16 protein-coding genes are annotated in these 20,133 nt (G+C 63.6%); 7 read left to right on the top strand and 9 right to left on the bottom strand.

Annotated features, from left to right (window positions below):
* Positions 1–128: 128 nt before the first annotated feature.
* Genes UB31_RS23305 through UB31_RS23325 form a run of 5 tightly spaced genes read left to right on the top strand, consistent with a single transcriptional unit; the run spans position 129 to position 5,597 of the window.
* The gene (locus UB31_RS23305; RefSeq protein WP_045012557.1) at positions 129–1,727 is read left to right on the top strand and encodes an ABC transporter substrate-binding protein; all 1,599 of its coding nucleotides are present in this window, start codon (positions 129–131) and stop codon (positions 1,725–1,727) included.
* 29 nt (positions 1,728–1,756) lie between these two features.
* Positions 1,757–2,704 carry an ABC transporter permease gene (locus UB31_RS23310; RefSeq protein ID WP_045012558.1) on the top strand — a complete coding sequence of 316 codons (948 nt, stop codon included), beginning with the start codon at positions 1,757–1,759 and terminating at the stop codon, positions 2,702–2,704.
* A gap of 9 nt (positions 2,705–2,713) precedes the next feature.
* On the top strand, positions 2,714–3,607 hold the full coding sequence (locus tag UB31_RS23315) for an ABC transporter permease (RefSeq protein WP_045012559.1): 894 nt from the start codon (positions 2,714–2,716) through the stop codon (positions 3,605–3,607).
* The gene (locus tag UB31_RS23320; protein WP_045012560.1) at positions 3,607–4,614 is read left to right on the top strand and encodes an ABC transporter ATP-binding protein; all 1,008 of its coding nucleotides are present in this window, start codon (positions 3,607–3,609) and stop codon (positions 4,612–4,614) included. Before UB31_RS23315 ends, UB31_RS23320 begins: the two co-directional genes overlap by 1 nt.
* The gene (locus UB31_RS23325; RefSeq protein ID WP_045012561.1) at positions 4,611–5,597 is read left to right on the top strand and encodes an ABC transporter ATP-binding protein; all 987 of its coding nucleotides are present in this window, start codon (positions 4,611–4,613) and stop codon (positions 5,595–5,597) included. The genes UB31_RS23320 and UB31_RS23325 overlap by 4 nt, the downstream gene beginning before the upstream one ends.
* A 93-nt stretch (positions 5,598–5,690) precedes the next feature.
* On the opposite strand, the gene UB31_RS23330 is transcribed toward UB31_RS23325, so the two are convergent.
* The 7 genes from UB31_RS23330 to UB31_RS23360 all read right to left on the bottom strand — a co-directional run bounded on the left by UB31_RS23330 (position 5,691) and on the right by UB31_RS23360 (position 14,542).
* Positions 5,691–7,712, bottom strand: a complete 2,022-nt coding sequence (locus UB31_RS23330; RefSeq protein WP_045012562.1) for an acetyl-CoA carboxylase biotin carboxylase subunit — start codon at positions 7,710–7,712, stop codon at positions 5,691–5,693.
* Positions 7,709–9,325, bottom strand: coding sequence for an acyl-CoA carboxylase subunit beta (locus UB31_RS23335; protein ID WP_045012563.1), 1,617 nt, complete (start codon positions 9,323–9,325; stop codon positions 7,709–7,711). The genes UB31_RS23330 and UB31_RS23335 overlap by 4 nt, the downstream gene beginning before the upstream one ends.
* 98 nt (positions 9,326–9,423) lie before the next feature.
* The gene (locus UB31_RS23340) at positions 9,424–10,290 is read right to left on the bottom strand and encodes a beta-keto acid cleavage family enzyme (protein ID WP_045012564.1); all 867 of its coding nucleotides are present in this window, start codon (positions 10,288–10,290) and stop codon (positions 9,424–9,426) included.
* Positions 10,291–10,490: 200 nt separating this feature from the next.
* Complete coding sequence (locus UB31_RS23345; protein WP_045012565.1) at positions 10,491–11,294, bottom strand: helix-turn-helix domain-containing protein; 804 nt, start codon at positions 11,292–11,294, stop codon at positions 10,491–10,493.
* A gap of 281 nt (positions 11,295–11,575) precedes the next feature.
* Positions 11,576–12,232 carry a glutathione S-transferase family protein gene (locus UB31_RS23350; protein WP_045012566.1) on the bottom strand — a complete coding sequence of 219 codons (657 nt, stop codon included), beginning with the start codon at positions 12,230–12,232 and terminating at the stop codon, positions 11,576–11,578.
* Positions 12,232–13,395, bottom strand: a complete 1,164-nt coding sequence (locus UB31_RS23355) for an acyl-CoA dehydrogenase family protein (RefSeq protein ID WP_045012567.1) — start codon at positions 13,393–13,395, stop codon at positions 12,232–12,234. The genes UB31_RS23350 and UB31_RS23355 overlap by 1 nt, the downstream gene beginning before the upstream one ends.
* Before the next feature lie 10 nt (positions 13,396–13,405).
* The gene (locus tag UB31_RS23360; RefSeq protein WP_045012599.1) at positions 13,406–14,542 is read right to left on the bottom strand and encodes an acyl-CoA dehydrogenase family protein; all 1,137 of its coding nucleotides are present in this window, start codon (positions 14,540–14,542) and stop codon (positions 13,406–13,408) included.
* 261 nt (positions 14,543–14,803) lie between these two features.
* On the opposite strand from UB31_RS23360, the gene UB31_RS23365 reads away from it, so the two are divergent.
* Positions 14,804–16,354 carry an acyl-CoA synthetase gene (locus tag UB31_RS23365; protein ID WP_045012600.1) on the top strand — a complete coding sequence of 517 codons (1,551 nt, stop codon included), beginning with the start codon at positions 14,804–14,806 and terminating at the stop codon, positions 16,352–16,354.
* 75 nt (positions 16,355–16,429) lie between these two features.
* Positions 16,430–17,650, top strand: coding sequence for an ABC transporter substrate-binding protein (locus UB31_RS23370; protein WP_045005893.1), 1,221 nt, complete (start codon positions 16,430–16,432; stop codon positions 17,648–17,650).
* 85 nt (positions 17,651–17,735) lie between these two features.
* Here UB31_RS23370 and UB31_RS23375 read toward each other — a convergent pair whose 3' ends face one another.
* On the bottom strand, positions 17,736–19,187 hold the full coding sequence (locus tag UB31_RS23375) for a glycosyltransferase family 2 protein (RefSeq protein WP_245306046.1): 1,452 nt from the start codon (positions 19,185–19,187) through the stop codon (positions 17,736–17,738).
* A 53-nt stretch (positions 19,188–19,240) separates the two neighbouring features.
* Positions 19,241–20,011, bottom strand: a complete 771-nt coding sequence (locus tag UB31_RS23380) for a helix-turn-helix transcriptional regulator (protein ID WP_045012569.1) — start codon at positions 20,009–20,011, stop codon at positions 19,241–19,243.
* Between the last annotated feature and the right edge of the window lie 122 nt (positions 20,012–20,133).

The following is a 20,133-nucleotide window of genomic DNA, read 5'->3' on the forward strand; positions in this document are numbered from 1 at the left end:
CCATCCGTCATCCGAATTGTCGAGATGGCAAGCGGCCTTGCTGGTTGCCTCACCGCGCACGCGTCGCTATCGTCCTGACAAACAGGCCACAAACGGCCCAAAAGACTAATGTCCAGGGAGGACCGAGGATGCGGAGCGTACGGGCGCTCGCCGCGATGGCGGCGCTATCTATGCTGGCGTTTTCGACCACAACATTCGCCGGCGAGCCCAAACAGGGCGGAATTTTGCGGATGTATCACCGCGACAGCCCTGGCAACGCCTCGATCCATGAAGGCGCGACCTACTCGCTCAATGTTCCCTTCATGCCGGTGTTCAACAATCTCGTCATCTACAAGCAGGACGAGGCCCAGAACACGATGGACAACATCGTCCCCGAGCTCGCCGAGAGCTGGGCCTGGGTCAACGACAACAAGACGCTGACCTTCAAGCTGCGCCAGGGCGTCAAATGGCATGACGATAAGCCATTCACCTCGGCGGACGTGAAGTGCACCTTCGACATGCTGATGGGCAAGTCGCAGCAAAAGTTCCGGCAGAACCCGCGAAAATCCTGGTACGATCAGGTCAACGACGTCTCGACCAATGGCGATCTCGAGGTCTCCTTCAATCTGAAGCGGCCGCAGCCCTCGCTGCTGGCGCTGCTGGCCTCGGGCTACACGCCGGTCTATCCCTGCCACGTCTCGCCCGGCGACATGCGCACCCATCCGATCGGCACCGGTCCGTTCAAATTCGTCGAGTTCAAGGCCAATGAATCGATCAAGCTGACCCGCAATACCGACTATTGGCGCAAGGGACGCCCCTATCTCGACGGCATCGAGTTTACCATCATCCCGAACCGCTCGACCGCGATCCTCGCCTTCGTCGCCGGCAAGTTCGACATGACCTTCCCGACCGAGGTGAGCGTTCCGCTGCTGAAAGACGTCAAATCGCAGGCGCCCAATGCGATCTGCGAGGTCGAACCCAACAATGTCGCGACCAACATCATCGTCAATTCAAGCGCGCCGCCATTCGACAACATCGACATCCGCCGCGCCATGGCAATGTCACTCGACCGCAAGGCCTTCATCTCGATCATGTTCGAGGGCCAGGGCGACGTCGGCGGCACCATGCTGCCGCCACCGAACGGGCTGTGGGGCATGCCGAAGGAGATGCTCGAGAGCATTCCGGGCTACGGCCCGGATGTGAATGCGAACCGCGAGGAAGCCAAGAAGCTGATGCAGAAGGCCGGCTACGGACCCGACAAGCATCTCGCCGTCAAGGTCTCGACCCGCAACATTCCGGTCTATCGCGATCCCGCGGTGATCCTGATCGACCAGCTCAAGAGCATCTATATCGACGGCGAGCTCGACGTGGTCGAGACCGCCAACTGGTTCCCAAAGATCGCGCGCAAGGACTACATGCTCGGGCTCAACCTGACCGGCAACGCCGTCGACGATCCCGACCAGTCCTTCTACGAGAATTATTCCTGCGGCTCCGAGCGCAACTATACCAATTACTGCAACAAGGAGATCGAGAAGCTGTTCGACGTGCAGTCGCAGGAGACCGATATCGCCAAGCGCAAGAAGCTGGTGTGGGACATCGACAAGAAATTGCAGGAGGACGTCGCCCGCCCGATCATCTTCCATGCGCGAACCGGCACCTGCTGGCAGCCCTATGTCAAAGGCGTGACTGTGATGACGAACAGCTCGTATAATGGGTACCGGTACGAAGACGTTTGGATGGACAAGTAGCGCACGAACGGCTCGGCGGGAGGGCGCGAATGTTTGCCTATCTGGTGCGGCGCCTGTTCCTGATGCTCGTGACCCTGTTCGGGATCTCGATCGTCATCTTCTTCCTGTTGCGGATCGTGCCCGGCAACATCGTCGATATCCTGTTCGCCGCCGCCGGCTATGTCGACCCCGCCGATAAAGCCACTCTGGAGAAGGAGCTCGGCATCGACCAGCCGCTGGTGGTGCAATATTGGCACTGGATCAGCGGCTTTCTGCGTGGCGATTTCGGCTACTCCTACGTCTCCGAGAAGCCGGCGCTTCAGGAGATTTTGCCGCGGATTCCGATCACGGCGCGGCTAGCGGGCCTCGCATTGCTGTTTTCGGCGTCGATCGGCATTCCGCTCGGCGTCATCAGCGCAGTGAAACAGGGCACGCGGCTCGACTATGCGTTGCGCGTGGTGAGCCTGTCCGGCCTGTCGCTGCCGTCATTCTGGCTGGGGCTGCTGGTCCTCACCGCATCGGTGGCGATGTTCGGCGAGATGCCGCTGTTCAATCCGAACCCGCAGAGCTTTGGCGAGGCGCTTGCGACCTATTGCATCCCGGCGATGGTGGTCGGGTTCCGCAGTTCGGCGCTGACCATGCGCATCACCCGCTCCTCGATGCTGGAGGTGCTGCGGCAGGACTATATCCGCACCGCGCGCGCCAAGGGTGCATCAGATGCCGCGGTGAACTATCAGCATGCGCTCAAAAACGCGATTCTGCCCGTGATCACTGTGATCGGCATCGAGGCGGCATTCTTGATCGGCGGCCTCATCGTCACCGAGACCGTGTTCAATATCCCCGGCGTTGCGCGCTTCCTGGTCGAGGCGATCCGCTGGCGCGATTATCCGATCGTGCAGAACCTGGTGATGCTGATTGCCGTCGTGGTGGTGAGCGCGAATTTCGTCGTCGACATGCTGTACGCGGTGTTCGACCCACGCATCCGGTACACCGATTAGGAGACCTATTTGGCCGCGATCGACTATGAGGTTGAACTGAGACGCGCCGGGGCACACGCCACCGATGGCTGGCGGCGCGTGCTGTTCCTGATGCAACGGCATGTGCTCGGCGCGGCCGGGCTCATCATCATGATCGCGTTCGTGTTCACCGCGATCTTCGCGGACTTCATCGCGCGCTATGATCCCCTGACGATCGACGCCGCCCGCGCACTGGCTCGCCCGAGCCTGGCGCACTGGATGGGCACGGACTCCTTCGGCCGCGACGTCTTCAGCCGGATCATCCACGGCGCGCGGATCTCGCTTGCGGTGGGAATCGGCTCGACCACGCTCGGCGGCACCATCGGCGTCATCGTTGGCCTGACCTCCGGCTATCTCTCGGGCTGGGTCGACCTCGTATTCCAGCGCGTCTCCGACGTCCTCCAGGCGCTGCCGTTGCTGGTGCTGGCCCTGATCATGACGGCGGCACTCGGTCCGTCCCTGCCGAACGTCATCATCGCCATCGCCATTCCTCTGATCCCGACCGTGTCACGCGTCATCCGCGCCAACACGCTGGCGCTGCGCGAACTGCCCTTCATCGAGGCCGCCAAGTCGATCGGGATGAGCGAGACGCGGATTGCGCTGCGCCACGTGCTGCCGAACACGCTGGCGCCGCTGATCGTGCTCGCCACCGCCCAGCTCGGCTCGACCATTCTCACGGAAGCCTCGCTCTCCTTCCTCGGCCTCGGCATTCCCGAGCCCTACCCATCCTGGGGACGCATGCTCTCGGAATCCGCCGCCGAATACGTCCGCACCGCGCCCTGGCTCGTGATTTTTCCGGGCATCGCCATCAGCCTCGCCGTGTTCGGCGCCAATCTGTTCGGTGACGCCTTGCGCGACATCCTCGATCCCCGGCAGCGCGGCTGATGACGAACACATCCGATCTCGTCCTCGAGGTAAAGAACCTCAAAACGGTGTTCTTCACCAATTCGGGGCTGTTCAAGGCGGTCGACGACATCTCGTTCACCGTGAAGCGCGGCGAAACGCTGGCAATCGTCGGCGAGTCCGGTTGCGGCAAGAGCGTCACGGCGCTGTCCCTGATGCGGCTGGTGCCCGATCCGCCCGGCCGCATCGTCGGCGGCTCGATCACGCTCGAAGGCACCGATCTGCTGGCGCTGGACGAAGCAGGAATGCGCGCAATCCGGGGCGATCGCATCTCCATGATCTTCCAGGAGCCGATGACCTCGCTCAACCCGGTGATGCGGATCGGCGATCAGATCAGCGAGGCCGTGCGGCTGCATCGGACCGTCTCGACCAGGGAGGCAGGCGACATCGCGGTCGAGATGCTGCGCCTGGTGCGCATCCCCGAACCCGCGCGGCGCGCCCGGGAATATCCGCATCAACTCTCGGGCGGCATGCGCCAGCGTGCCATGATCGCGATGGCGCTGGCCTGCCGGCCGGCACTTCTGATCGCGGACGAGCCGACCACCGCGCTTGATGTCACCATCCAGGCGCAGATCCTGGCGCTGATCCTCGATCTCCAGAAGGAGCTCGGCACCGGCCTCGTGCTGATCACGCATGATCTCGGTGTCGTCGCCCAGACCGCGCAGCGCGTGATCGTGATGTATGCGGGCAAGAAGGTCGAGGAAGCCAGCGTCGAGGCGTTGTTCGCCGCACCAAAACATCCTTATACGCGTGGGCTGATGGCCTCGATTCCCACCGTGCCGGCATCCGGTGTCGCGGCGCAGGCACGGCTGAATGAAATTCCCGGCACCGTGCCGTCGCTGGTGCGGCTGCCGCCGGGCTGCGCCTTCGCGCCGCGCTGCAAGCTCGCAATCAAGCGTTGCCAGGAGGAATATCCGCCGCTTGCAGATTGGGGCGGTGGCCATCTCGCCGCATGCTGGCGCGCGGAAGAAGTGGCGGAGGTGGCATGACCGGGGCGTTGCTCGAAGTCACCGATCTCATGAAGCATTATCCGGTGCGCGCCGGCGTGCTGCGCCGGCAGGTCGGCACCGTGCATGCGGTGGACGGTGTCTCCTTCTCGGTTGGTGTCGGAGAAACACTGGGCCTCGTCGGCGAATCCGGCTGCGGCAAATCGACGGTGGCGCGCAGCGTGCTGCGGCTGGTCGAGCCGACCTCGGGCCAGATCCGCCTCGACGGTGAGGACATCACCCATCTCTCCAAGACCGCGCTGCGCCCGCATCGCCGTTCGATGCAGATCGTGTTCCAGGACCCGTTCGCCTCGCTCAACCCGCGCATGACCGCAGGCGACATCGTCGGCGAGCCGCTGGCCGTGCACGGGCTCGCGACCGGCAAGGCGCTGGTGACACGCACCGCACAACTGTTCGAGCAGGTGGGCCTGCGGCCCGACCAGATGCGCAATTTCCCGCATCAATTCTCCGGCGGCCAGCGCCAGCGCATCTGCATCGCGCGCGCACTCGCGCTCGGGCCCCGGCTGATCGTCTGCGACGAGCCGGTCTCCGCGCTCGACGTCTCGATCCAGGCGCAGGTGATCAACCTGCTGATCGATTTGCAACGGCAGCACGGCTTCTCCTATCTCTTCATCGCGCATGACCTCGCGGTGGTCGCCCATATCAGCCACCGCGTCGCCGTGATGTATCTTGGCCGCATCGTCGAGATCGCCGACAAGGACGAGCTGTTCCGTAATCCGCGCCATCCCTACACGCAGGCACTGCTGGCTTCGGTGCCGGTCGCGAACCCCCTTGCCAAGAAGCTTGCGCCACTTGTCGACGGCGATGTGCCGAGCCCGGTCAATCCGCCACCAGGATGCGCGTTTCACACGCGCTGCCGGTTTGCGGTGGAGCAGTGCAAGACGGAGCGGCCAGCGCTGGTGCAGGCCGGTGATGGGCACCAGGTAGCGTGTTTGCTGAATGAGGGGACGGGACGGAGCCAGTGACGTCGTCCCGGCGAAGGCCGGGACCCATAACCACTGGATCGAGTTTGGCGAAGACTCGGAGTTGTCAGCTCGCATCATAACCTCTCCCGGTGGTTATGGATCCCGGCCTTCGCCGGGACGACGAGATGAGTTTGAGGCGCTAACCCGCCCAATCTCCGCCACGATCCTCCCCGTCGTGACCTGCTCGCCTTCGACAACATCGATCGCGGCGACGACGCCGTCGATGCCGGCCTTGTGGACATGCTCCATCTTCATCGCTTCCAGCGTCAACACCGGCTGACCGGCCGTGACACGGTCGCCCGGCTTGACCAGGACGGAGACGACGCGGCCGTTCATGGCGGCGCGGACCTTGCCGTCGCCGCCGTTGGTGGCGGCAGCCTTCGGTGCTGTGAGGGTGAGATCCGTGACCGCGAGCGGGATGCCGCGATGCCCGAGATAGAGCCCGTCGCCGTCGCGCAGGAACTTCGCACTGTCCATCACGCCATCATGACGGAAGCGAACGGCGTCAACATCCAGCTGGTCGATATCGAACTTGTCCTGCCGGCCGTCGGAAGCCACGACGTAGCTGCCGCCGCGTTCGCGCGTGACTTCCAGCTCATGCGTGTGACCGGCGATCTCGATTTTCGCCGGCAGCGGGAACGTTGCCGCGAGACTCCGCCCGCTGCGCCATGACGGCGCGAGAGGATTGGTGATGTAAAGCAACAGCCCCGCCAGCGCCGTGGCGAACGCACTGTCCGCCCGAGGCGCCAGCAGCTCATCGCGATGCGCTTCGATGAACGCTGTCGTCGCCTCGCCCCGGGCAAAACCGGGATGGCGCAGGCAGGACATTAGGAACGCCTGATTGGTCGTCACGCCGAACGCTGTGAGTTGCTCCAGGCCGACAATCAGCCGCCCCCTCGCCTCCTCGCGCGTCGTGCCGTGGCTGATGACCTTGGCGATCATGGAATCGTAGAACGGCGGGATCTCCGTGCCCGATTGCAGCGCGTGCTCGACGCGGATGCCGTCCGGCACCTGCCAGCGCGCTATACGGCCCGACTGCGGCATGAAATCCTGCGCGGCATCCTCGGAGCACAGTCGCACCTCGATGGCGTGGCCTGAGAATTTAATGTCCTGCTGCTTCACCGGCAACGGCTCGCCGCGCGCGACGCGCAGCTGCAATTCGACGAGGTCGAGCTCGGTGATCGCCTCGGTCACGGGATGCTCGACCTGGAGGCGCGTGTTCATCTCCATGAAGTAGAACGCGCCGCTCTCATCGAGCAGGAATTCCAGCGTGCCGGCGCCCTCGTAACGCAGCGCCTTGACCGCGGCGACGGCGACCTCGCCCATCTTTGCGCGCAGCTCCGGTGTGACCGCGGGCGACGGCGCTTCCTCGATCAGCTTCTGGTGCCGGCGTTGCACCGAGCAGTCGCGCTCACCGAGATGGATGGCATTGCCGTGGCTGTCGCCGAACACCTGGATCTCGATGTGGCGCGGATTCTGGATGGCGCGTTCGAGGATCACGGTCGGATCGCCGAACGCGGCCTTAGCCTCGGAGCGCGCGCTGCGCAACGCATCGGGAAACGACGCCGCATCGGTCACGAGCCGCATGCCGCGGCCGCCGCCACCAGCGACCGCCTTGATCATGACGGGGAAGCCGATCTTCCTGGCCTCCGCGTGCATCACCTCGTCGTTTTGGTCGGCGCCCTGATAGCCGGGCACGCAGGGCACGCCGGCCTTCCTCATGATCTCCTTGGCGCCCGCTTTGTTACCCATCGCCTCGATCGCCTGCGGCGACGGGCCGATGAAAACGAGGCCGGCGTCCTTGCAGGCCTGCGCAAAATCCTCGTTCTCGGCGAGGAAGCCGTAGCCGGGATGCACGGCATCTGCACCGCTGGCTTTAGCGGCAGCAATGATCGCGGCGATGTTGAGATAGGATTGCGCCGGCAAAGCTTCGCCGATGCGCACGGCCTGATCTGCCTGCTTCACGTGGAGCGCATCGCGATCGGCATCCGAATAGACCGCGACGACGCCGAGGCCGAGCTGACGCGAACTGCGCATCACACGCAGCGCGATCTCGCCGCGGTTGGCAATCAAGACCTTGAAGAACGGGCGGTGCTGCACTGATCCGTTCCTCATGGGCGGGCCACCGAGAACTGCATGCGCTGCGGCGTGCGTGCGTCACCCTCGCGGCAGATCGCGAGCACTTCAGACAGGACCGCGCGGGTATCGCGCGGATCGATCACGCCGTCGTCGAGCACGCGGGCGCTGGTCGAGAACACGTCCATCTGGCCGTCGAACACGCCGATGATCTGCGCCTTCATGGCCTCGAGCTTTTCCTTCTCGGCCGGCTTGCCGCGTCGCGCGGCGGCGGCCTCGGTCACGATCGCCATGGTCTCGGCGGCCTGCTCGCCGCCCATCACGGCGGTCTTGGCGTTGGGCCAGGAGAAGCAGAAGCGCGGATGGAAGCCGCGGCCACACATGCCGTAATTGCCGGCACCGAACGAGGCGCCGCAATAGATCGTGATCTGCGGTACCGTCGCCGAGGTCACGGCCTGGATCATCTTCGAGCCGTGCTTGATCATGCCGGCTTCTTCGTAAGATTTTCCGACCATGTAGCCGGTGGTGTTGTTGAGATAGAGCAGCGGTGTGCGGGTCTGGCAGCAGGCCTGGATGAAATGGGTCGCCTTGTTGGCGCCGGCCGGATCGAGCGGACCGTTGTTGGTGATGATGCCGATCGCCTGGCCCTCGATGCGGGCATGGCCGCAGACGGTGGCCGGGCCGTAATTCGGCGCCATCTCGGTGAAATCGGAATCATCGACGATGCGCGCGATCACCTGCTTCATGTCGACGGGCCGCTTGTGATCCATCGGCATGATGCCGAGCAGCTCGTCCTGGTCGTAACGCGGCGGCTTGAATTGCGCAGCCGCCCTTTCCGGCCGCTGCCATTCCAGCGCCGCCATGATCTCACGCGCGATGCGCAGCGCATCGCGGTCGTCTTCGGCAAGATAATCGCCGAGGCCGGACACCTGCGTGTGCATCTCGGCGCCACCGAGCTCCTCCTCGGTCGCGATCTCACCGGTCGCGGCCTTCAGCAGCGGCGGCCCGGCAAGGAAGGCACGGGTGCGGCCGCGCACCATGACGATGTAGTCGGAGAGACCGGTCTGATAGGCGCCGCCGGCGGTCGAGGAACCGTGCGTCACCGTGACGACCGGCAACCCTGCTGCCGACAAACGCGCGAGGTTGCGAAAGATGTTGCCGCCGCGAACGAAATCCTCGACGCGGTAGCGCAGCAGGTTCGCGCCAGCGCTTTCGACGAGCTGCACGTAAGGCAGCTTGTTCTCCAGCGCGAGCTCCTGCACGCGCAGCGTCTTGTCGATGCCATAGGGCTGGAGCGCGCCGGCATCGATGCCGGCGTCGTTGGCGCTGACCATGCAGCGGATACCCGACACGAAGCCGATGCCGGCGATCACGCCGCCGCCGGGCACGCTCTTGTTCGCATCCGGCACGTCGAACATGTAGCCGGCGAGCGTCGACAGCTCGATGAAGGGCGCACCGGGATCAAGCACGAGCGCGACACGCTCGCGCGGCAGCAACTGGCCGCGCTTGTGGAAGCGATCCTTTGCTGCGGCGGATGCCGCGCGCGTGCGCTCTTCCAGCGCGCGCATGCGGTCGATCAGCGAGAGCATACCGTCGCGGTTGGCGTGGTAGGCCGCGCTGCCGGGGGAAATGGTGTTGTCGAGAATGGACATAATTTGATCCTGCTCGTCATTGCGAGGAGCGACTTGTCCGCCGTAGCTCGAAGAGCGAAGGCGGAAGCGACGAAGCAATGACGGGTGAGGCGACCCCCTTACCGATTCGTCCCAAAAATCTTCCGCGCCTCGGCGGGACTGGCGATCTCGCGGCCCGCGCGGCGGGCGCAGGCGGCGATGGCTTCGATCAGCTGGCCGTTCGACGTCACCTTCTTGCCGTCGGCGAGATAGAAGGCGTCCTCAAGGCCGGTGCGCAGGTGACCGCCGAGCTCGGCGCAGCGCTGGTGCAGCGGCCAGATCTCCTCGCGGCCGATCGCGGTGATCTGAAAATGCGCCTCGGGACGCTTCAGCTTGATCAGTATCGGCAGCAGGTCGGGATCCGACGGCATGCCGGAGGCCACGCCCATTACGAAATTATATTCGAGCGGGCCTTTGTACATCCCGACCTGATGGTACATGCCGACGCAGCGGATGATACCGACATCAAAACATTCGAACTCGGGGATGGTGCCGACCGCGTTCATGACGTCGAGATAGTCCTTCACCTTCTCAACCGCGTTGTCGAACATCATCGGCGGCCAGGCCCAGCTGTTGTCGGCCTTCACCTTCAGATAGTTCAGCGAGCCGGCGTTGCAGGCGGCTATCTCAGGTTTGGTCTCGCGGATGCAATCGAGCGCGCCGCTGTAGTTGGGACCTGAGACACCCGAGGTGTGGTTGATGATCACGCCGGGGCAGGCTTCGCGGATCGCCTGCTGGATCTCTTTGCTGACGCTGACCTCCCAGGACGGCAGATGCCCCTTATTCGGCGCCTGCTGGCGCAGATGGATGTGCATGATGCTGGCGCCCGCATCGAACGCGGCCCTGGCCTCGCGTGCCATCTGCTCCGGCGTAACCGGCACGTTGTGCTGCTTGGGGTCGGTGAGCACGCCGTTCAGCGCGCAGGTGATGACGGCCTTGTCGCTCATGACCTAAATGTCTCGCACGTTGAGAATTCAACGCTTGCGATCATGTGACGCGCGGCATGTGGCTTCTTGCGCGGAGAAGCTAGCTAAACGCGAGCTGTCGTAGGGTGGGCAAAGGCGCGCTTGCGCCGTGCCCACCATCTCTCCACACCTTACGAAGGTGATGGGCACGCTTTCGCTTTGCCCACCCTACTAGACTGTCCCTAGCTCGCCTCCGCAAGCACCCTCACCGTCTCACTGCTGCGATAGATCGCGAGATCCCGCGAGCCGACGAAGATCGCGCGCGGCTTCAGGCCATAGAAGCGGCGGATCGAATGGCTGAAATGGGTGGAGTCGGGATAGCCGATGTCCTGCGCCAGATGCGCGAGGTTGAGGTCCTGGTTCGCGAAGTGCAGCAGATGGCGCGCGCGCTTCCAGGCGCGGAAGGAACGGAACGAGATACCGGTCTCCTCCTTGAACAGGTGCAGGAAGCGCGAGGCCGAGAGCCCCGCCTCGGCCGCGCATGTATCCGCCGTCACGGGCTCACCCGTGAAGCGACCAATGCGGGCGACGGCGCGCATTACGCGGGGGTCGAGTACGCGGCGCGGCAGCGCCTCGCCAAAACACATCTCGTCGAATTCGGCGGTCGTGATGTCGTTATAGCGGCGCTGGCGCAGCAGCGCGTAAGCGGCGAGAATTTTGCGGGCATAGGCAGCCCTGTCGGGTCCGGTCAACCGCTCGGCCAAGGCCTCGATCACGCCGTCCGGCATGCTTTCCGGCTCAAGCGTCACGCTGATTGCGGTGCGGTAGTCGCTGGCAATGGAGTGCCGCTGGTTCGGCAGGGTGACGAACAGCTCGCCTTTGGCGAACGCGTCGTCGAGCGTCAGATGCAGGCTGCCTTTCACCGCGACATAGACGTGGCAGCAACCGGGGATCCGCTTGCGGGGGCGGCCGAGCAGGCCGGCATAAAACACCCGTTCCGGCGTGATCAGCATCAAATGGTCGGATTCGCGACCCAGATCTTCCATTGGCGGTCCTCCTCGCGCGGCTCTCTGGCCGCTGCGGACGGGGGTCACCTTAGCGGAAATTTGGGCGCTGTCACGACAGGATAGCGCTGCCACGGCGCGCAAAGGGACGGCAGCCCGGGAGGCTCCCGGAACCGATCCAGCATCATCGTCGTCCCGGCGAAGGCCGGGACCCATACCGCGAGGTCCATCGATGCGGATGGTACTAATCCCGAACGACCAATCTTCGCAAAACATCTCCCTGGGAGTATGGGTCCCGGCCTTCGCCGGGACGACCACTTAGATTATGCCCTCACCCGCGCCGCAACATTCTGCTCGACGCCCGCCTTCTGCTCCGCAGCAACCGCGCGCTTGAAGCCCTCGCGCTGCTGCAAGCGCGCCCAATAGGCCGCGACATTTGGCCCAAAATCCTTGGCGAGGCCGATATTGTCAGCGAGGCGGAGTGCGTAGCCGATCACGATGTCGGCGGCGGTGAAACGGCCGGCGCACAAGGTTTCAGCATTCGCGGTCGCAGCCTCAACGGCGCGCAGCCTCCCCAAGAACCATTTGGCGTAGTCGGTGGCGACCTGCGGATTGCGGCGCTCCTCCGGTTCGAGCTGGGTGTAGCGGAGCACCAGCGTTTGCGGGAAGGTTAACGTCGCGTCGCTGAAATACATCCAGTTCAGGAACGCACCATAGGCGGGATCCTCGGGGCCAACCATCAGCGGTGTCGGTCCGTGCTTGATGCCGAGATAATGGCAGATGCCCGAAGACTCCGTCATCTTCGTCTCGCCGTCGACCATGAAGGGAATCGTGCCCAACGGATTGAGCGCGAGGTATTCCTTGGCGAAGACCCGCGGCGGGAACGGCAGCATCTTCAGTTCGTAACGAAGCCCCATCTCCTCCAGCATCCAGAGTGGACGGAACGAGCGGGCGGAATCGCAGTGATAGAGCGTGATCATCAAGAGCTTCCTTTGCTGCCAGGCAGCGTGCCCATCATCTTGCACAGGACCATCAGCATGACCTCGTCGGCACCACCGCCGATCGAGGTCAGCCGGCTGTCGCGATAAGCGCGACTGACCGGCGTCTCGTTGGTAAAGCCCATTCCGCCCCAATATTGCAAGCAGGCGTCGGTGAGCTCGCGCCCGAGCCGGCCGGCTTTCAGCTTGGCCATGGTCGCAAGTTTTGTGACGTCCTCGCCAGCGACCAGCTGCTCGGCGGCGCGATAGATCAGTGCGCGCAGCAGCTCGACCTCGGTCTGCATCTCCGCGAGCTTGAAGTGCACGACCTGGTTGTCGAGGATCGACTTCCCGAAGGCTTTGCGGTTGCCTGTGTATTCGATGGTCTCGTTGATGATGTATTCGTGTGCCTTGAGGCAGGCGGCTGCGCCCCAGAGCCGCTCTTCCTGGAACTGGATCATCTGGTAGGTAAAACCCTTGCCCTCCTCGCCGATCCGGTTGCGCTTGGGCACGCGAACATTGTCGAAGAAGATTTGGGCGGTATCGGATGATCGCATGCCCATCTTGTCGAGTTTTCGCGCCACCGTGACGCCCTTGGCCTTCATAGGCACGCAAATCAGCGACTTGTTGCGGTGAACGGGGCCATCGCCGGTGTTGGCGAGCAGGCAGATCCAGTCGGCCTGGGTGCCGTTGGTGATCCACATCTTGCCGCCATCGATGACGTAGTCGTCGCCATCGGAGCGTGCGCTGGTCTTGATCGAGGCGACGTCCGAGCCCGCGCCGGGCTCGGAGACGCCGATGCAGGCGACAAACTCGCCGGAGATCGAAGGGCTGAGAAACTCGCGTCGCACCTCATCCGAGCCGAATCGCGCCAGCGCCGGCGTCGCCATATCGGTCTGCACCCCGATCGCCATCGGCACGCCGCCGCATGTGATCGCGCCGAGCTCCTCCGCCATCATCAGCGCATAGGAATAGTCGAGGCCCGAGCCGCCGAATTCGACCGGCTTGTTGAGGCCGAGGAAGCCAAGGCTGCCCATCTTCTTGAACAGCGCGTGTGCCGGGAAGATGTCGGCCTTCTCCCATTCATCGACATGGGGATTGATCTCGTTGGCGATGAATTTTTGCAAGGAGCGGCGGATGTGGTCGTGGTCGGCGGTGAACAGCATTTCTTCCTCGTCACAACCCCATCTGCCGGCTGGCCAGATCCTTCATGATCTCCTCGGTGCCGCCGCCGATGGCGTTGACCTTGACTTCGCGGTAGATGCGCTCGGCCTTGATGCCGCGCATGAAGCCGGCGCCACCGAAAATCTGCACGGCTTCGGAAGCACAGAACGCCATGGTCTGGGTCGCCTGGTTCTTCATCATGCAGATTTCCGCGACCGGGCTTTCGCCCTGCTCCAGCCGCCAGGCCAGCATCTCCAGCATCGCTTGCGATGCCGCGACCTTCTGCGCCATGTCCACGATCTTGTGGCGGATCACCTGGTGCTGGGCGAGCGGTTTGCCAAACGTCTTGCGCTCCTTGGCGTAGGCAATTGCCTCGTCGAGGCAGACGCGGGCGAAGGCGGTGCAGCTCGCAGCCATGCCGATGCGCTCGCTGTTGAAATTCTGCATGATGATCTTGAAGCCCTGGCCCTCCTCGCCGATCAAATTCTCGACCGGGACTCGGCAGTCGTCGAAGTGCAACGTCGCGGTGTCGGAGGCCCACCAGCCCATCTTCTTCAATTTGGTCCGCGACAAGCCCGGCGTGTCGCCCTCGATCAGGAGCAGGCTGACGCCGCCAGCGCCCTCGCCACCGGTGCGCACGGCAACGGTCAGATAGTCGGCGCGTACGCCGGAGGTGATGAAGGTCTTCTCGCCGCTCACGACGTAGTGATCGCCATCGCGCCGCGCCCTGGTGCTGAGGTTTGCCACATCCGAACCGCCGCCCGGCTCGGTGATGGCGAGCGCGGAGATCTTTTCGCCTGACAGCACCTGCGGCAGCACGCGTGCCCTAACCTCGGGACGCGCCGCGCGCGCGATCGGCGGCGAGCCGATGGTATGGCTCATCAGGCTGGCGCTGATGCCGCCGGCGCCTGCACGCGCCAGCTCTTGGCTCGCCACGATCTTCATGAACTGGTCGGCGGCGACACCACCATATTCCTCGGGAAATCCGAGGCCCAGCAGCCCGATCTCGGCGGCCTTGCGATAGAGCGCACGCGGGAATTCGCCGGCCTCGTCCCATTCATGGGCAAATGGCGCGATCTCCTTCTCGACGAAGCGGCGCATCATTTCGCGGAAGGCGTCGTGCTCGGCGGTATAGAACGGGCTCTTCATCGCTTTCGCCTTCGACTCGTCTCGTTCCACCATGGCCGGAACATTGGCGGCTCACTTGCGCGGAGTGGCTGGACGGGAACGCCGCTTCGGACGGGCCAAGGCCTAGCAACTCAACGCAAGACGGTTTTCGCCCCTCGCAGGCCAACTCCGGTTCAAAAAAGACGTGCTGCACAAAACTCCGGCTGGCCTCCCAAGGCCACGCCGGGCATGGTGCACGGCAATAAAAAGGCGGGCGGCACCAGACCGCCGAGGGAGGAATTTTTGGCCGTTCGTTACTACGACTGGATCGCCCATCATAGCCGCCGCACGCCCGGCAAGGTCGCGGTCATCGATCTCGCGAGCGAGCGCCGCTTCACCTATTCACAGCTCGATGCCCGCGTCTCACGCCTCGCCTCATTCCTCCGTCACGCGCTAAAAATCTCGCGCGGCGATCGCGTCGCGGTGCTGGCGCTGAACACGACCGATACGCTGGAGGTGCAGTTCGCCTGCGGCCGGCTCGGCGCCGTCTTCGTGCCGCTCAACACTCGCCTTACCGTACCCGAGCTTCAGTTCATCACCGGCGATTGCGCGCCGAAGGTGATGATCCACGATACCGATCTGGCCGATACGGCGCTGACGGTGGCGAAGCTCTGCGGCGTCGCAACGAGTCTATTGCTGGGTCCCGGCGGTTCCTATGAAGCCGGCATCGCCGCCACAAAGCCGCTCGACCGCATCGAGGAAGTCACGCTCGATGACGTCTCGACCATCATGTACACGTCGGGCACCACGGGGCATCCGAAGGGCGCGACCATCACCTATGGCATGACCTTCTGGAATTGCGTCAATCTCGGTGGCCCCGCCTGCATCGGGCCGTCTTCGGTACTGCTCACCGTGCTGCCGCTGTTCCACACGGGCGGACTGAATTGCTACACCAATCCGGTGCTGCATGCCGGCGGCACCGTGCAGATCATGCGCGCCTTCGATCCCGGCACCGCGCTCGGCCTGATCAACGATCCCGCACAGGGCATCAACGTGTTCTTCGGCGTGCCTGCGATCTACCAGTTCATGGCGCAGCATCCGGCGTTCGCGACGACCGATCTCGGCCGGCTGATCGTCGGCGGTGTTGGCGGCGCACCGATGCCGGTGCCGCTATTGAAGGTATGGGAGGCGCGCGGCGTTGCGCTCCAGCAAGGTTACGGCATGACCGAGACGTCGCCGGCCGTGCTGGTGCTCGACCGCGAGGATGCGGCGCGGAAGGCGGGCTCCGCCGGCAAGCCGGTGCTGCACACGGAAGTGCGCATCGTGCGCCCCGACGGCAGCGATGCCGATGTCGGCGAGCTCGGTGAGCTCTGGGTCAAGGGGCCGAACATCACGCCAGGCTATTGGAACAGGCCGGAAGCGAACAAGACGTCCTTCACGGACGGCTGGCTGCACACGGGCGATGCAACCCGCGTCGATGAGGAAGGCTTCTACTACATCGTCGACCGCTGGAAGGACATGTACATCTCAGGCGGCGAGAACGTCTATCCGGCCGAGGTCGAGAACGTCCTGCACCAGCTCACGGCAATCGCGGAAGCTGCGGTGATCGGCATTCCCGATCCACAATGGGGCGAGGTCGGCCTCGCCATCGTCGCGGTCAAGCCGGGACAAAGGCTGACCGAGGCCGATGTCTTCACGCACTGCGCCGCCAATCTCGCGCGCTTCAAATGCCCGCGTCAGGTTCGCTTCGTCGATGCCCTGCCGCGCAATGCCACCGGCAAGATTCACAAACCGACCTTGCGAAAGGAATTTTCGGTGACCTCGGAAGTCGACAAGAAAGTCGACAACGCCTGACCAAAGCGCCCCTCTCGCGGGCGCTTCTTCTTTTGTGACGTGCCTGCCCCAACCAAGAAACCCCAAGGAATTTTCATGAACAGGAAACTCTCCCTGCTTGCCGCGACAACAGCTCTGACGCTCCTCACAGCCCAGGGTGCCTACGCGCAGAAAGCGTACGACACCGGCGTCACCGACACCGAGATCAAGATCGGCAATGTCGAGGCCTATTCCGGTCCGGCTTCCGCCTATGGCGTGATCGGCAAGACCGAAGAAGCCTACTTCAAGATGATCAATGACCAGGGCGGCATCAACGGCCGCAAGATCAACTGGATCTCCTATGACGACGGCTATTCGCCGCCGAAGACCGTGGAGCAAATCCGCAAGCTGATCGAGAGCGACGAGGTCTTCCTCGTCTTCAACGCGCTGGGTACGCCGACCCAGACCGCCGTGCAGAAATATCACAACTCGAAGAAGGTGCCGCAGCTCTTCCTCGCAACCGGCGCCAGCAAGTGGAACGACCCGAAGAGCTTTCCCTGGACCATGGGCTTCCAGCCCAGTTATCGGGTCGAGGCACAAATCTTCGCCAAGTACATTCTGAAAGAGAAGCCGGACGCGAAGGTTGCGATCTTCTATGCCAATGACGATTTCGGCAAAGACTATCTCGCCGGCATCAAGGACGTATTCGGCGACAAGGCGTCGAAGCTGATCGTGGCCGAAGAGAGCTACGAGACGTCGGAGCCTTCGATCGATGCCCATATCGTCAAGCTCAAGGGCACCGGCGCCGATACCTTCGTCAACATTGCGACTCCGAAGTTCGCGGCGCAGGCCATCAAGAAGATCGCGGAGCTGGACTGGAAGCCGATGCACCTGATGACGGACGTCTCGGTGTCGATCGGTGCGGTGATGAAGCCGGCTGGCCTCGAAGCATCCGAAGGCGTGCTGTCAGCCGGTTATCTGAAGGATGCGTCGGATCCGCAGTGGAAGGACGATGAGGGCATGAAGAAGTTCATGACCTTTATCGACAAATACATGCCCGGCGCGAACATTTCGGATGCCAATCTGGTCTACGCCTATGCCGCAGCCCAGACGATGGTGCAGGTGCTGAAGCAGTCGGGCGACAATCTGACCCGTGAGAACGTGATGAAGCAGGCCGCCAGCCTCAAAGACTTCGTCCCCGACACGCTGATCCCGGGGATCAAGATCAACACTTCGTCCACCGACTTCGCACCGATCGAGCAGCTCAAGATGTGGCGGTTCAAGAGCGGCCAATGGGAACTGTTCGGCCCCATCATCAGCGCCGAAACCGGCGGCTAGTTCGGCCCCATCATCAGCGCCGAAACCGGCGGCTAGTTCGGCCCAACCTATCCGCCTGAAATACCGAATAGCGGCCGAAGGGCCGCTATTCTTTTTCATCCTGCTGGACGTCGACGGACACGATGGAAAGGCCAAGACGGCGCGAATCGCCGACGCCTCTCAACACCGGACATGCCCATGCAAGGGTAGCGATGCCTGAGGGCGGCAGGTCGAGGCTCAGCGTATAGCGGTCACAACCGATCGCGATCGCGGCAGGGTCGACGCGTGCGCCGTCGAGATAGAAATGCGCGCCGATCTTGTCCAGCGGCGCGCGGAGGGCGGGACTTCGGATGCAAATTACGTTGCGACCCGGAGTGCCCTTGATGCAGACGGCCGCCTGTGGCTCGCTCCAGCGAAATGTGTAGCCGGCTGATGATTCCACGGCGTGGAATCCGAGCTGAGCAATGACGTGATCGCCAAGCAGTCCCGTAGCAGGTTTGGCAGGCCCGCTAACGCGCCGGATACAGTCGAGCCGCTGAAGCCGGATCAGCGATGCGATGTAGCGTTTCATCCATCGTGCGATGGCTGCTCTCGACCCGATCACCGTCAGTGCGGTCAGGACCGTGTGCGCATGCGCAACGGCGAGGCGCGCCGTGGCACGTGCGCGGAGGTCGCCGTACAGCACCAGCTCGGTCCAACGCCAGAAGGCACGCAGCTTCTCGTCGGGCCGCCTCCAACCCCGGCCCGCAAGGCTATAACGCACCAGTGCGCTCAACGCATCGCGGGCAAGCGATGCATCGAAATTATCTCGCGTGCTCCATTCGATGGGAATTTCGAGCAGTTCGCTGCCGGGATCGTGGGCCGCCTCGCTGAAATAGCGAATCTCGCCCTGCACGAAATCAAGCGTGAATGTCTTCAGCTCGCTGATCCGGCCGACGTAGTAGTGATGAAAGCGTGCCTCTTCCAGATAGCCGATGGAATAGCCCCGCGCGAAATATCCGGCGGCGAGCACCCATTCGGCGAAATGGCCGAGCTCGGCGCGCAGGCCCCCGCATTCCTCGTAGACGTCGCGCCGCGTCACGAAGCACTGGTCCAGCACCTTGCGCCAGGGGTGCTGCGTTATGCCGAACTCGATGTCGGCCTGGTACATCGCAGCCTCGGCTTCCGACAGGCGGTTGTGGCAGATCGGGACTGACCGGCAGGAGAATCCCGCCCAATCGGGATGGGCGTCGATCGCGCGGATGCAGAGCTCGATCACGTCAGGCTCGGGCCGGCAATGCGATTCCGTGAAGAACAGATAGCTGCCACGGGCTTTGGTGGCGCCGAATGCGCAAAGCCCGATGTCGTGAACGGACTCGGTGAATTCGAGACGTGCCCTATCGCCGGCGAGCGCCTTCAGCTCATCGCACGCCGTGAAATCGGGCGGCACGACCAGGATGATCTCGTAGAGAGATTTGTCCGCGGTCTGCGAAGTCCAGCCAAGCCAGGATTGCTCCCACTGCCCGCGGTGATATTCGAGCGGGATGATGACGGAGAACATGGGTCGGTCGGGACTCATGCCGGATTTCATTCCTTAAGATGATCGCGCGAGGCGCCGACACGGGCGCAGGTCTAGGCGGGCAGAAACAGAGCAAAGGACTCATCGACGGTGCGCCGAAGGTGATCGCGATACAGCTTGTAGTTCGCATGGTCGGACCCGATCCGGCCCACGGCGGGATCGCCGATGTTGCGTGCCGGCACATAAGCGATCGGCGCCGCAATCGGCGTCAGTTGCGAACCCGAGCCGGCGCGTAGCGTCGAGATGATACCGTACATCTCGCCGGCCACCGTCGGCCGCGACACCGTAATCACGCGATGCTGGCCATGCTTGTTGATGACGAGATAGATGAAACCGGATTGGTGCGGTACCGCGACCTCGCCGGTGTGCTCATAGGCCGCATCCGTCCGCTCGCCCTCACGGAAGACCAGCGACGAGACCTTTGGCTCCCAGACGATTGCGGTGCGGTAGGCGAAGATCGCATCCTTGTCGCCGAACGACGGCCGCAGCGTGATGTAGACGTCTTCGAGCCAGGTCACCGCGCGATGCGAATAGGAGCCGAGGCTGTCCGGCGCGACATCGTTTGCGGCCGGAGGCGCCACCACGACCGCGCTTTTGCGTAAGGACACGCCCAGCGCCTGCTCCAGCCGGACCGTCGTTGCCAGCGTGAACGGCCGGCGCCCGCCGAGCACCTTTTCCAGCGTGGACAGGCTGAGCTTGGCCTGCTCGGCCAGCGCCTGCCGCGAGATCCGGCGTCTGGCGAGCTCCTCACGGATTGTCTCGGCGATCTCGCGACTTTGCTCGTCCGAAAGCTGCTTGTCGGAGAGTTTGTCCTGCGTCTGCATCGTTAACCCTGCTCCACGGGCGGCAGTCTAGCAGGGCGGACAAGTCAGCACAAAACCGCACATGGCCGCCCCGGCGCCGGACCGCCAAGGCCAGCCGCGGCGGAACATTGCCGATCATTCTG

This window comes from Bradyrhizobium sp. LTSP849, from assembly GCF_000938255.1.
In the GTDB taxonomy this organism is placed as follows: domain Bacteria; phylum Pseudomonadota; class Alphaproteobacteria; order Rhizobiales; family Xanthobacteraceae; genus Bradyrhizobium.